The 16,287-nt window shown below is 34.3% G+C and carries 1 protein-coding gene; it reads left to right on the plus strand.

Going from position 1 to position 16,287, the window contains the following annotated elements; all coding sequences use genetic code 11:
• Positions 1-6 precede the first annotated feature (6 nt).
• Positions 7-16,287: an SDR family NAD(P)-dependent oxidoreductase gene (locus ACJ6WR_RS19460; RefSeq protein WP_409416184.1), complete on the plus strand. Its 16,281-nt coding sequence runs from the start codon at positions 7-9 to the stop codon at positions 16,285-16,287.

The following is a 16,287-nucleotide window of genomic DNA, read 5'->3' on the forward strand; positions in this document are numbered from 1 at the left end:
ACTATTATGATTAAGATTAACAAAAATAAAAAAGTGACTTTGGTGCAAGAAAGCACGTTTTTGACTCCTCAAATTCCGACTTTAACATTGTATAAAAAAGATGTAATTGCTGAGAATGATTTTAAAGAGGATTGTGGTCTGGCGATATTACAAATATTAATTCGAATGGGAATTCAATCTTTGCGCGCAAATACAATAGTAGAATGGCGAAAAGAACTAAATATTATTCCTCAATATAATTCTTTATTTCAGACTATTCTCGAAGAGCTCGAGAGAATGTTTTATATCCAGATTACAAATCAGGGAGTAGTTATACCAAAACATATTGAAGAAAAAGCGGCGTTTTTTTCTCTGGAAAATCAGTTAGTAAAAGCCAGAAGAGAAGCAAATCGCCATCATAATTACTATGCATTATTGAAACAGACGATTCAATCTTTTGAAGAAATTTTGAAAGGAAAAACTAAGGCTACAGATGTATTGTTTCCCGAAGGAAATTCCAAGTTAGTGAGTGCTATCTATAATGGCGATTATAGATCTAATTATTTCAACTCAATAGCAGCATCAATTGTAGAAAACACAATTAAGAATTATGAAGGGAATAATTTAAAGATAAACATATTAGAAGTAGGAGGTGGTACAGGAGGAACAACTGTGCGCATTTTGGAACGATTAAAAAATTATGGAAATCATGTTACATATACTTTTACTGATGTATCTCAAAGTTTTTTGATCGCAGCAGAAGAAAGATTCGAAGACATTATACCTTATTTTGAAACCAAAATATTTGACATTACCCAATCAGCATCCATACAAGAAATAGCTACAGGCAAATATGATATTGTAATAGGAGCTAATGTTATTCATGCGACTGCTAATATTGCTGAAACACTTAAAAATATAAAACCAATTCTTAAAAATGGTGGGCTGTTACTTATTAATGAGTTGAGTACGCTAGAAATGTTTACAACATTAACATTTGGTTTACTCTCTGATTGGTGGAATCATGAAGATAAGGAATTGAGAATTTCAGGTAGTCCGGCATTGACTTTTAATGGATGGAAACAAGTATTATCGGAAGTTGGGTTTGTAGATTGTGATGTATATCCCAAACAAGAAGATATTCCGCAACAAATAATAATAGCCAAAAGTAATGGCAGAGTATTAGTTGATACTCAAAAACCAGAGGAATTTGCCAAGGTAACAGCAGAAAAAAATGAAAAAGAGTTTGTAGCAATTGCTTCAAATACTACAATAGATTTAAATGATTTTCAGCAGAAATTGATAGCTATTGCAGCTGGCACAATCAAACTTCCGTTAACAGCTTTTAAGAAAGAAAAGCCGTTTTCAGACTATGGTTTTGATTCGATTTTGGGGCTTACACTTATTAAAAACATTAATAAAGGTCTAGAGATAACTTTAGATGTTACAGCTATATTCAACTATCCAACAATTCCTTTATTGTCACAGCATATACTGGATATATACCCAGAGTTGTTTCATGCAAAAAGTAAAATAGAAGCATCAGAGTTGGATCAGATTTCTGAAAAAGAGGTTGTAGAACCTAACTTATCAAAAAGGAAAACTACTCAGGAAAATGATACTATTGCTATCATAGGAATGAGTGGACAATTTGGTAAAGCTAATAATCTTGAGGAGTTTTGGGAGGCGCTAAAAAGCGGAAAAAATCTTGTAGAGGAAGTTCCAGAAGACAGATGGGATATTGCATTGCATTTTGATGAAGATCCAAAAGCTAAGCAAAAAACATATAGTAAATGGGGAAGTTTTTTAAGAGACATAGATAAGTTTGATCCCGAGTTTTTTAAGATATCTGGTAAGGAAGCCGAAAATATGGATCCGCAACAACGTATATTTTTACAACATTGTTGGAAAGCACTTGAAGATGCGGCAATTGACCCTGATCTTTTGCAAGATTTTAAATGTGGTGTATATGTTGGAGCAACAGATGGGGATTACTACAAAACCTTTTTAGAAGAGGCAAATGAACCTTCTGCATTTTGGGGTATTTCGGGCTCTATATTAGCAGCGCGCATTTCATATTTTTTAAATTTAAAGGGAGCTGCTGTAGCAATAGACACCGCTTGTTCAAGTTCATTGGTTGCGATGGATATGGGCTGTAAAAGTTTATTGGCAAAAGAAACCGATCTTATTATAACAGGAGGCATTTCATTATCGGTAACGCCAGAGTTTTACAAACTAACCAGCATGGCAGGAATGTTATCTCCAGATGGACATTGCTATACTTTTGATGAAAGAGCCAACGGATTTGTACCAGGTGAAGGTGTAGGGGTACTAATTATGAAACGCTTAGACGATGCTATACGAGATGGCGATCCTATTTATGCCACTATACAAGGGATTCTTACTAATCAGGACGGGGCAACTAACGGAATTACTGCTCCAAGTGTATTATCCCAACAAGACATTCAGAAAGAAGTTTTTAAAAGATATAATATTAATCCAGAGACAATTACCTATGTAGAAGCTCATGGAACGGGGACGAAATTAGGAGATCCGATAGAGTTACAAGCTCTTAAGGCATCTTTTAAAGAGTATACTTCCAAAGTGAATTATTGCGGAATTGGGAGTGTAAAAACAAATGTAGGACATACGCTTAGAGCAGCAGGAATGGCGGGTATTATCAAAGTATTACTAGCTATGAAAAACAAGCAGTTGCCTCCATCTATTAATTATGAAAACATCAATAAGCATATCCAATTAAAAGACAGTCCTTTTAAGATTCAGGAAAGATTAACTGCCTGGGATAGCAAACAACCTAAACGAGCTACAGTAAGTAGTTTCGGCATTAGTGGGACCAACGCATTTGTAGTTTTAGAAGAACATTTACAAAAAAACAATCTAGAGGAGGAAATTGATGAACCGATACTAATAGTTTTATCAGCATTAAACGAAGAAAGATTAAAGGTTAAGGCACAACAACTTGCCGATTTTATTAAAAATGAAAAGAACCTAAACCTTCGTGACATTGCCTATACATTACAAGTAGGTAGAAAAGCAATGGAGTGTCGTAAAACTTTTGTTGTGAATTATATAGAAGAATTGATTGCTCAATTGCAACAATTTGTTCTGGAAGAAACGACTGGTATTTATAAAAAGATTGAAAATGAAGTTAGTGAATTAAAAATTCAGCAGGCAATTTATGATAAGCAATATGATGTAATAGCAAGATACTGGGAACAAGGAAATACTATAAATTGGTTGAGTTTGTACGATGTACAGCAACCTAGTAAAATTCATTTGCCTACGTATATTTTTGCTAAAGAATCATATTGGATAACTCCTAAAGCAGAAACATCATTCTCTAATATAAAAACATTACATCCATTAGTACATGAAAACATATCGGATTTTGAATCACAAAAATTTTCATCTCGTTTAACTGGTAAAGAAGCTATCCTGTTGGATCATATCGTACAAGATAAAAAGATACTTCCGGGAGTTGCGTATATAGAAATGGCAAGAGAAGCTGTAGAACGCAGTGGATTACAGCCACATAGTTTCTCGAATATAAAATGGTTGCAACCAATAGAAATACATAAAGAATCAAAGTCAATTGAAACTGAAATTTATATAAATGCAGAGGGCACTTATGTTGAAATAAAGAGTATAGATAATGATGAAATAATGATTCATTTTCAGTCCAGTATAGGAGAGAGTAAAGAAAAAAAAGCCCCCCTTTACAGAGATATATCTGCTATAAAAGAGCAAAGTATTGCATTTTATACTGGTGAGCATTGTTATCAAATTTTCAGAACTAAAGGAATTAATTATGGCGATAGTTTAAGACATATAAATTCGGCCAATGTTCTAAAAGACGAAGTGCTTACAAGTATTTCGGTTTTTGATAAAAGTACTTTTAAACTTCCAGTTGAAATATTAGACAATGCACTTCAAACAGGAGCATTATTATGGTTACAAAATTCAGAAGAGTTAGCGTTACCCTATTCTATTGAAAATATTACATGGTACAATCTAGAGGAGGAAATTAAATATTGTTATGCCTATTATTCTGATAAGGAAAATAAAAAAAGCTTTGAAATAGAATTATTAAGTGCAACAGGAAAAGTTCTTATTGCATTATCAGGCTATAGAATGATGCCAATTTTGGGAGTTAAACCCAATACGGCACAAACGTATTTATATGAATCTATATGGCAACATAAAGTAAATACAAATAATATAGTCGATTCTACTATAACTAACGAATTTATAGTGGTTGGTGATTTTCCTAAAGTCGAATTACTGGGCGCTATAACAAGAATTAATGATATTGAAGAAACAGTATTGTTTTCTTCGGTTTTTGATAAAGTTAAGCAAGTAATAACTTTCAGAACTCCGGTACGTTTTGTAATTATTTATGATTATAAGAACGAACATAAGGTGCAGTTCTTATCAGGATTATTACGAACTGCAGCTATCGAGAACCCTAAAGTTTTATGGAAATGTATAGGTATTGATTTAGACACAAATACCAATGTAGAACAACTATCGAAAATTATTACAGTTGAATTAAATGAAAAAGAAACAACAGTTCGCTATGATAATTTAAAAAGAGAAGTAAAAACAATTGTTCCAATAGTAGAACCGCTAACGGTATCAAATGAAAATATCAAATTCGTTAAAGGAGGAGTTTATATCATTACAGGTGGTATGGGCGGTATTGGAAAAACATTGATAGAATACCTTTTTGAATCTTATAATGATATTAAAATTATTGTTAGTGGAAGATCAGTTTTAGATGCAGACAATCAGGAATATGTAGCATCATTTAAGAATCTGGTATATTATCGTTGTGATATTACAAATAAGCCAGCGACTCAACAATTAATTGATGAGGTACAAAGCCAGTACGGTAAACTCAACGGAATTATTCATGCGGCAGGTATCGTAAATGATAATTTTATTCAGCAAAAAAATAGTGCAGAAGCATTACAGGTTTTAGAAATAAAAACCAAAGGAATACGTAATCTTCATGAAACCACACAGCATATTTCATTAGATTTTATGCTTATGTTTTCTTCATTATCTGCTGTTTTAGGAAATTCAGGACAGGCTGATTATGCTGCTGCAAATGAGTATCTGAGAGATTTTGCGAAATTCAGAAATAAAGAAGTATCACAACAGAGAGCTTTTGGAAAAACAATAAGTATTGCATGGCCATTATGGGCTGGTAGCGGAATGCAAATGAATGATAGCAATAAGCAATCTCTTGAAAAGAAACTGAATATAGTTCCTTTACCCCAAAAAGAGGGAATACATTGGTTAGAAAAAGTACTTGCCAGTACCCTTGAGTCAGTTGTATTGCATTACGGAAAAGCTCCTTTGTCTGAAACATTTTTATCGGATATAAAAGGAGTGGCAGCGAATATTATACATCAAAATAACGGAAGTGAAACGGGAAGATTAACCGAAGAACTAACTGAAGAAAATATAAAAGAGGTTACCTACGAATATCTTGTGGGAATTTTGGCAGCAGAGCTACGTTTTCCAAAAAGTAAATTCAAAATCACAGATGCTTTTGAAAAATACGGATTAGATTCTATAATGATGACAAGCCTGACAAATCGTTTAGAAGAAACTTTTCCGAACATTCCGAAGACTTTATTTTTTGAATTCTTAACCATAGAAGAGTTGGTTGCCTTTTTCGTAGAGGAATATCCTAATGAATTAAACGCAATAGGGAATAGTAAAAAAGGAGTTGCTGAAATAAATAATCAAATTAGTATTTCATCAAAAATAAAATCAACTTTTAAAAAGGTTACAACGAATAAGTTTATACAACTGTCACAAACTAAACAAGACCTTCCAAAGAAGAATACTGATGTGGCTATTGTAGGATTAAGCGGTAGATACCCACAAGCAGATTCTATATCCGAATTCTGGGAAAATCTTAAGATAGGAAAAGATTGTATTACGGAGGTTCCTAAAGATAGATGGAATATTGATGGTTTTTTTGATAAAGAAAAGGGAAAATCCGGGCGTAGCTATAGCAAGTGGGGAGGTTTTGTAAATGATATGGATAAGTTTGATCCATTATTTTTTAACATAACACCTTTAGAGGCAGAGAAAATAGATCCCCAAGAGCGATTGTTTTTGCAAGTAGCCTGGGAGGCAGTAGAAGATGCAGGATATACTAATGAAACTTTAAAAAGAAATCCTTTTACGGGAGAACCAGACGGAAAAGTGGGGGTTTATGTGGGGGTCATGTACCAGGAGTACCAGTTATATGGAGTAGAGGAAACACTAAAAGGGAATCCAACAACGCTTAGAGGTAGTTCAAGTAGTATTGCGAACAGAGTTTCGTATGTTTTTGACATTCATGGACCTAGTTTGTCTTTAGATACAATGTGCTCCTCATCAAGCACAGCTATTCATTTGGCATGTAAAGCCATACAAGAAGGAGAAATTAATGCAGCAATTGCAGGAGGTGTAAACTTAAGTGTACACCCAAACAAATATTTGATGCTTAGCGATGGTGGTTTTGCAAGTAGTAAAGGAAGATGTGAGAGTTTTGGACAAGGAGGAGACGGATATGTTCCAGGAGAAGGCGTTGGAGCTGTTTTGTTAAAATCTCTTGAGCAGGCAGAGAAAGATGGAGACCATATTTATGGCGTGATTAAAGGAACGGCATTAAATCATGGCGGAAGAACTACGGGTTATACTGTTCCAAATCCTAAGGCGCAAACAGCGGTAATTAAAGAAGCTATTGAAAAAGCCAATCTTAAACCAGCATCTATTTCTTATATCGAAGCACATGGTACAGGAACTAGTTTAGGAGATCCTATAGAAATTGTAGGGCTAAAAAATGCATTAGAAATAACCGATGCCAGTAAATGTCGTATAGGTTCTGTAAAATCGAATATTGGACATTGCGAATCGGCAGCAGGTATTTCAGGGATTACTAAAGTATTGTTGCAACTTAAATACAAACAGTTAGTTCCATCTATTCATTCGGCTATATTAAACCCAAACATACAGTTCGATCAAACCGCTTTTTTAGTTCAACAAGAATTAGAACCTTGGCACTACCAAGGAGAAAAATTGTTAACTGCAGGCATTAGTAGTTTTGGTGCGGGAGGGAGCAATGCGCATATTCTTATACAAGAGTATCCAAAAGCGAATATAGTTGATGATTTTAATAAAGAACCAGTTATAGTAGTTTTATCGGCTAAAAACAAAAATAGATTAAAAGCCTATGCAAGTCGATTAACAACTTACTTAGAAAAAACTCCGGAAACGTTACAAAATATAGCGTACACTTTGCAGATTGGCAGAGAAGCTATGCCCGAAAGATTGGCAATAGTAACTAGTTCTAAAGAAGAGTTGACACGACAATTAGAACATTTTGTTAAAAACGATGTGGTTTTTACAGAAGATATTTTTACGGGGAATATAAAAGACGAAAGTGCTGATTTTTTGTTGAAAGGTAAAGCTGGAGCAGCCTATATTAAAGAAGCTCTTCAGGAAAAAGAAGTAGCATCTATAGCTCAATTATGGACAAAAGGAGTTGAAATAAAATGGCAATCACTATATTCAAATACCAGTTCTTTACAGAAAGTAAGCTTGCCAACATATCCTTTTGCTAAAGAAAAGTATTGGGTACAAACAATTAATACAGATGTAAAACAGGGATTAATCACTAAACTACATCCGTTGCTTCATACGAATGAATCCGATTTTGAAGCGCAAAAATTTAGCAGTGTTTTTACAGGAACAGAATATTTTTTAGAAGATCACTTTGTTCAAAATGAAAAAGTTATTGCAGGTGTAGCCTATCTGGAAATGGCTAGAGAAGCAGTTGAAAAAAGTACACACCAAAAAGTAACACAATTTAAGGACGTAACATGGTTACATCCTATTAAAGTACTCGAACAACCGAAAAAAGTTACGATAAGACTAGAACCTTCAGGAACGGAAATTAGATATCAGGTATATTCTAAGGAACAAGAAGAAGAAAGTGTTCATGGACAAGGAATTGTAACCACAATTGCTCAAGAAGCCCCTAAACCGTATGATTTAATAAAAATTAAATCTCGTACTGATAAGACAGCTTCGGGAGCAGTTTGTTATGAAATGTTTAGTAGTCTTGGGTTTGGATACGGAGAAAGTTTTCAAGGCATACAAGAGTTGTATTACAATGATACAGAAGCTCTGGCCAAAATAGAATTGCGTAAGGATAGTGACATGACCTTAGATCCTGGAGTACTAGATAGTACACTACAGGGATGTTTGGCATGGTTACTTCTAAAAGACAGTAATAAAATGCCTTTGTCTATACCATTTAGTGTAGGGAAAGTAACGGTTTATAAAGAGATTATATTTCCGGTATGGTCATATGCAAGGTTTAGTCCAAAGGCTAACCCAAAAGCAGTTGTGCCCCAATGTGATATGGATTTACTAAACGACAAAGGTGAGGTTGTAGTAAGTTTTAAAGATTTTGTCATATTACCATACGATGGAGGATTTTTAAATAAAAACTCCAAAAGAGAATCCTTGGCTACAGAAGTTTATGATTACCAATGGAACGCAACTGAATTAGAAAAAACGTATGCTCATGCCACAGATTACAATGATGTGGTTTTAGTAGAGACTACTCAAAATTTGACACAACAATTTAGTGCAGCTTTTGAGGGAACAGTATATCGTATAGACGACGAAATAGAAGAATCTTATTTTCTGAAAATAAATGAGCTGCTTAAAAAAAGAATGTCTCAGAAACAGAGAGGACATTTTTCGGTACTTATAAATGACGAAGACTATGATAAATACGGATTTATTATAGGAATGTTGAAATCGGCTTCAAAAGAAAATCCAAGAGTTAAGACTAAACTTATTTCTATAGTATCAATAAATGGTAAATCAGGAAATGAATTAGTACAGATCTTGCAGGAGGAAACTGAGGATGAACAAGCAGAAGTACGTTACTTAAATAGAATTAGAGAAGTGAAAAAGGCAACTTCGGTATCTCTAAACCAGATTTCTAATCTTAGGATTAAAGAAGGAGGCGTTTATTTAATTACTGGTGGTGCAGGCGGAATAGGAAGTGTTTTTGCCGAGCATATTGCTAAAACTCAAGGAACTCAACTTGTACTTACAGGAAGAAGCGCTAAAAACGAAACAATCCAAAAGTGTATAGGAAACCTGCCAAACGCGCAATATTACGCATGTGATGTTAGCAGGTATGAAGAAGTAGAAAACCTGATACAAACTATCCTGACCGATTACAGAAAAATAGATGGAATTATTCATTGTGCAGGTATAGGTTTGGCAAGTACAATTATAGAGAAAACAGTAACAGAAATCTATAAGGTATTGCCACCAAAAATTGCAGGAGTTAAAAATTTAGACAAAGCATTACAAAATGAAACAATAGATTTTATGATGTATTGCTCTTCCATTTCTTCGGTATTGGGAGATATAGGATTGTCTGATTATGCAGCTGCTAATGCTTATATGGATCATTTTGCAAAAAAACGCAATCGTTTAGTTCAAGATGGTAAACGTAAAGGAACAACACTTTCTGTAAACTGGGGATTATGGGAAAGTGGAGGTATGCAAGCCAATGCTGAGAGTATAGAGTTTTTATCAAAACAATGGGGAATGTCTCCTCTTCCTGAGGCAGAAGGAGCAAAAGCTTTGGATAAGGTACTACAACTAGCAAAGGAACAAACCATTGTGGTATATGGTGCTAAAAATAAACTAGACAAAATCTTTGGAGTTAAAGGAATTGATATAGTAGTTCTTGATGAAAATAGTATTTCTGAGCAACCAACAGAAGATTTAAAGACAATTGCTTATCAGAAAATAGTCGAAATATTTAAGAAAGAGCTAAAATTAAAAGAAGAACATATTCAAACCCAACTACCTTTTGAGGAGTATGGTATAGACTCAATGTTGGTAGTAAAACTAACCAATAGATTAGGAGATGTTTTTGATAACGTTTCGGTATCGTTACTGTTTGAATATCAAACAATAGACCAACTTGTGTCTTATTTTGTAAAAGAACATTCAGCTACTTTGCAAGCATTAAAAGCTACAAAACATACATATGATGTTCCCGTTGACAAAATAATTAAGAAAGAAGAATATTTTGCTATAATTGAAGCAAAAGAATACACGCGTTTTATGCAACCAAAATTAGTTTCGGTTGTAAAAAAGGAAGAAATAAAAAACGAAGATATTGCCATAATTGGATTGAGCGGAATCTATCCTGGGGCAAAGGATATTGCGGAGTTCTGGGAAAATCTTAAAGCAGGTAAAGATAGTATTACAGAGATACCAGAACAACGATGGAATATTGATGAGTTTTATAATGAGCAGAAAGGAAAAAAAGGAACAAGTTATAGCAAATGGGGAGGTTTTATTGATGATATAGATAAGTTCGATTCCTTGTTTTTTAATATTTCGCCACGTGAAGCTTCAATGATGGATCCACAAGAACGTTTGTTTTTACAAACTGCATGGCATGCGATTGAAGATGCGGGATATACCAAAAAGAAATTACAAAATATAGGAAAAAACACAGCTACAGATATAGGAGGTAACGTAGGTGTTTTTGTTGGAGTAATGTATGAAGAATACCAATTGTTCGGAATAGAAGAAAGATTCAAGGGTAATTTTATCGCTCCAACGGGAAATGCCAGTAGTATAGCCAATAGAGTTTCTTATTTTTTAGACCTTCATGGGCCAAGTATGGCTGTAGCTACGATGTGTTCTTCCTCGTTAATTGCCATCCAGATGGCTTGCGAAAACATACATTCTGGTAACTGTGAAGCAGCTATAGCGGGAGGTGTTAATTTAAGCATACATCCGGGCAAATATTTAATGTTGAGCGATTTACATCTAGTATCAGAAAAAGGCAAATGCGAAACCTTTGGTGAAGGTGGAGATGGGTATGTTCCTTCAGAAGGAGTGGGCGCAGTCATGTTAAAATCCTTGGCAAAAGCTAAAGAAGATGGAGATCAAATTTATGGGGTTATCAAAGGTGGAGCTATAAACCATGGTGGAAAAGTAAACGGATATACGGTACCTAATCCTAATGCGCAAGCCGCAGTAATTTCCAAAGCAATGGAAAAAGCTGGTGTTTCGGCTAATACCTATAGTTATATCGAAGCTCATGGTACAGGAACTAAATTAGGAGATCCTATTGAGATTGCTGGACTTAAAAAAGCATTTGCAGGGGCCGAAAATCAATCTTGTAAGATTGGTTCGGTAAAATCAAATATTGGACATAGCGAGGCAGCAGCAGGAATATCTGGAGTTACGAAGGTGCTTTTGCAACTCAAGAATAAGCAACTTGTTCCTTCATTACATTCTAAGAAATTAAATACCAATATCGATTTTGAAAATAGTCCATTTAAAGTACAGCAAGAATTAGAAGATTGGATTACTACAGATGGCAGGCCAAGAATAGCAGGTATAAGTAGTTTTGGAGCAGGAGGTACCAATGTACATCTTGTGATAGAAGAATATGAAAATGCTACACAGGATTTGGCAGATAATCAAGATCCTGTTATCGTTCCTATATCGGCTAAAGACGCTATACGATTAAAAGAATATGTCCAAAATATAGGCAACTATTTAGAAGAAAATATAGCGCAGTTTACGATTAATGATATAGCCTATACTTTGCAAACTGGTAGAGAAGCAATGGAAAGCAGAGTTGCTTTTATAGTTACAGATGCACACCAATTGGTTGCAAAACTAAAGCAATATCTAGTAGAACCTACGGTAGGAATACTAGGCGAAATAGAGACCAATAAATTGTTTCATCATAAAGAAATAAGCAATGACGCTGAGCAGGCTATAATACAAAAAGATCGGGAAGTTTTGGCTACTTTATGGACTCAGGGAGAACGTATTGATTGGAGTCGTTTGCATGATAAAACGCCTAATATCATTAGTCTGCCAAATTATCCATTTGCCAAAGAATATTGTTGGTTTAAGCCAAAAGAAGCAATAGCAATTAAAAAAGAGCATCCATTAGTACATCAACAATTTCATAAATTAGATAGTTCTCGATTTATAAGTAAATATTCGGGTACCGAACAATTTTTGTCAGAACATATCCTGAATACAGAAAAAATCTTACCTGGTGTGGCCTATCTTGAGATAGCAAGAATTTCGGGAGGATTATATATAGATAAAAAAATAGCGCAATTAAGAGATGTATTTTGGATGTCTCCATTACAAGTTAACGGACATTCCAGATCAATAGTTACTGAATTACAGACATTAAATGAAGAAATTACTTTTACTGTTAAAGATAAAGAACAAGAAAACATTGTTTTTAGTCAGGGTAAAATCAGTACCGCCTTTTCAAAACAAACAGAAAGAGTTGATACAGAATTAATCCGTAATCGATTATTGGATGTTGTTTATAAAGAAGAATATTATAAATTATTTAAAGAACTTGGATTTCATTATGGAACAAGTTTTCAAGGAATCGAATATATCCAATATTCCAAAAATGAGGCCTTAGCAAAAATTAGTATTGATAAAGATTTATCAGATCAGTATTGGGCTGTTCAGGCAATGGATAGTGCTTTACAGACCTGTTTAGGAATTCACCTTAATGGGAATACAAAACAATTGCCATTATCAATCCCATTTAGTGTTAAAGAAGTAAATATTTACAAAGAATTACCTTCTTCGTTCTGGTCTTATGTAACTATAAAAGAACAAGATGAAGGACAAAACGCGCTAAAACACTATGATGTAAAATTAATAGATGGAACGGGAGAAGTAATAATGAGTTTTATAGATTTTGTAACGCTACCCTTTATAAATCAAGAGCAAGCAGTATCGAATAAAATAGAAGCTTACACACAATTATATTCTTATGAGTGGAAATCTAAACCAATCACAGAGAGTGCAATAATCAACTCTAATAGAAATTATGAAGTTATTCTGGCAGGTTCAACTTCAGAAATAGCCGAACGATTAACTGATGAACTGGAAATTCAGGTTACGAGTATACAAAGCCAGAACGAGGAAGAATTTTTTAATGCTATTCTGGATTGTGTTAAACAAAAACTGATTCATAAAAAAGAGACTCATTTCTTCATTGTATTTGAAAACCAAGAAAGTTTGGCGTATAGTTTTGTTTCTGGAATATTGAAATCTGCAAACAAAGAGAACCCTATAATCTCAGGGAAAACGATAACGGTAAATCAAATTTCAATAGAGAACATAGACCTTCTGTGCAAGATTATAAAAGAAGAAAAAAATACAAAAGATACAGAAGTTCGATATAGCAATAGCGGTCGTGAAGTTAAAGAAATTGGATTCTATGAGAAGACATTCAATGAAAATACGATTACCATTAAACCTAATGGAGTTTATATCATTACTGGAGGAGCTGGAGGACTAGGGATGATTTTTGCAAACTATTTGAATCAATTTGAAAACACCAAACTCTTTTTGATTGGAAGAAGTGAATTATCTCAAGAAAAGAAAAACACTATCAATGCATTAAATAATGTAAAGTATATCCGTTGTGATGTTACTAATCGAGTAGCTATGTCTATGGTAATTAATGAAATCCTTACAGAAGAAGGACAAATTAATGGAATTATTCATAGTGCTGGAATAGGAACAGCGAGTCAGATAATAAAAAAGATCCCAGAAGAAATACATAAAGTATTATCCCCAAAGATTGATGCAACTAGAATTTTAGATGAATTGACACAGCAACTGCCATTAGATTTTATTATGTATGTATCTTCCATTTCTGCCATTATGGGAGATATAGGATTAGCTGATTATGCCTCTGCCAATGCCTATATGGATGCTTATGCGCTATATAGAAACCAATTGGTAAAAGAAGGAAAACGCTCAGGAAAATCCATTACAATCAATTGGGGATTATGGGAAAATGGAGGACTACAAATTCATGAAGAAAGTCAGAAATATTTAGAGCATTACTGGGCAATGATACCATTGCCTACAACAGAAGGGCTTAAAGCATTATCTCGTATTTTTAAAGAAGCGCCGTCGCAAGTAATGGTTGTGTATGAGAAAGCATCTAAACTCATAGAAAAGAAAGAACAAAAAATAATAGGCTCAGCTACAAATAATTCTGTAGTTACAAAAGAGGTTTGTATTGAATATTTTAGAAATCTGATAGCCGAAGAGTTACAAATAGAACCTGAGAGAATAGGTTTAACGACACCATTTGAAACGTATGGAATGGATTCTATCCGTATCGTAAAACTTACCAATAAGTTGAATGAAGATTTTGACCACATCTCAAATACATTGTTTTTTGAGAATCCAACTCTGGAAGATTTAGCAATATACTTCATGAAGTATCAGTCGGATTCGATGTTGAAACTCACAGAATCTCAGCAAGGAAAACAAACATTTGTAGCAGATAAAAGTGAAACTTTTTACCATAAAGAAGTAAAAGAACCAATAGCAGTTAATTCTAAAGCTATTGAAGAGCCTATTGCAATTATTGGTGTGGCAGGAAAATACCCCGGAGCTAATACCTTGGAAGAATTTTGGGAGAACTTAAAAACAGGAAAAGATAGTATTACAGAAATTCCAAAAAACAGATGGAATACCGAATTATTCTTTGATAAGGAAAAAGGTAAAGAAGGAAAAACGTATAGTAAATGGGGTGGTTTTGTAGAGGATGTAGACAAGTTTGATCCTATATTTTTTAATATATCGCCCAAAGAAGCGGAGCTAATGGATCCACAGGAGCGTTTGTTTTTACAAACAGCCTGGGAGACGGTCGAAGATGCAGGATATACGCCAGAAGGTCTGAATCAAAAAGTAGGTGTTTTTGTTGGGGTAATGTACAGTGAGTATGCCATGTTTGGTATAGATGCCATGCATGGAGACCAATTTGTAACACCAAAAGGAATCCATAGTAGTATAGCCAATAGAGTTTCTTATGTAATGAATTTTGAAGGACCGAGTATGGCTATCGATACCATGTGTTCTTCTTCTATTACCGCAATACATTTGGCTTGTGAGAGTATCCGAAAAGGAGAATGTACAACCGCAATAGCAGGAGGAGTAAATCTTAATTTACATCCGTATAAATATCTCTCGCTAAGTAGTGCTGGTTTTGTATCGAGTCAGGGAAAATGTGCCGCTTTTGGCGAAGGGGCAGATGGGTATGTTCCAGGTGAAGGAGTTGGAGCAGTACTTTTAAAACCACTATCAGAAGCTATAAAAGATAAAGATCAAATTTATGGTGTTATCCGATCTACAGAAATCAATCATGGCGGAAGATCCAATGGTTTTCATGTACCTAATCCTAATGCGCAAGCCAAGGTTATTCAAAAAGCAATTCAAAAAGCAGGGATAGAAGCCTCCTCATTGCAGTATATAGAAACTCATGGTACAGGTACAAGTTTAGGAGACCCAATAGAAATAGCAGGGTTATCTCAGGCTTTAAATCTTGGTTATAATGCTAATTGCAAAATAGGGTCTGTAAAATCTAATATTGGGCATTGCGAGTCGGCTGCTGGAATTTCGGGATTGACAAAAATTTTGCTTCAATTTAAAAACAAACAAATAGCGCCTTCGATTCATAGTGCTATACTCAATAAGCATATTCAATTTGATGAAAGTCCATTTGAGGTTCAGCAAGAACTCACAGATTGGATAATTAAAGATTCAGAGAAAAGAAGAGCGGGTTTAAGCAGTTTTGGAGCAGGAGGAAGTAATGGGCATATCATACTCGAAGAATATCAAAGAAATGATGAAAGAGATACTCATAAGATAGAGCCAGTACTCCTTGTTTTATCGGCAAAGAATACCGAACGATTAAAGCAGAAAGCCGAAGAACTTATTCAATTTCTGAATGAAAATGATACTATTTCGTTGACTGATTTAGCCTTTACATTACAACTAGGCCGAGTGGCTATGGAAACGAGATTATGCATAGAAGTTGTATCTGTAAAAGCACTAAAAAAAGAACTTTATGACTATTTGCAAGATCAGTTTTTAGGGTATAAAAATACCTTAAAAAGCTACGAATTAAATAAAACAGTCAATACAGATATTTTGTATAAAACAGCTTTGGATAATAAAGATCTAAATGAACTGGCAAAATCGTGGATTCAGGGAGAATACATTGCATGGGAAAAGCTCTATAATACACAACCCAAGCGAATAAGTTTACCAACATATCCATTTGTAAAGAAGAGGTATTGGTTACCAGAAATCTCAGAGAAATTAGATAAAAGAGAAAAGGTATCAAAAGCTATTCACCCATTATTTCAAAATTAA

Origin of the sequence: Flavobacterium sp. PS2, assembly GCF_046250155.1 — a bacterium.
Classification (GTDB): Bacteria; Bacteroidota; Bacteroidia; order Flavobacteriales; family Flavobacteriaceae; genus Flavobacterium.

Bases quoted from the DNA above. Each gene is read 5' to 3' on its own strand.
- ACJ6WR_RS19460 (WP_409416184.1), top strand. From the start codon at position 7: ATGATTAAGATTAACAAAAATAAAAAAGTGACTTTGGTGCAAGAAAGC.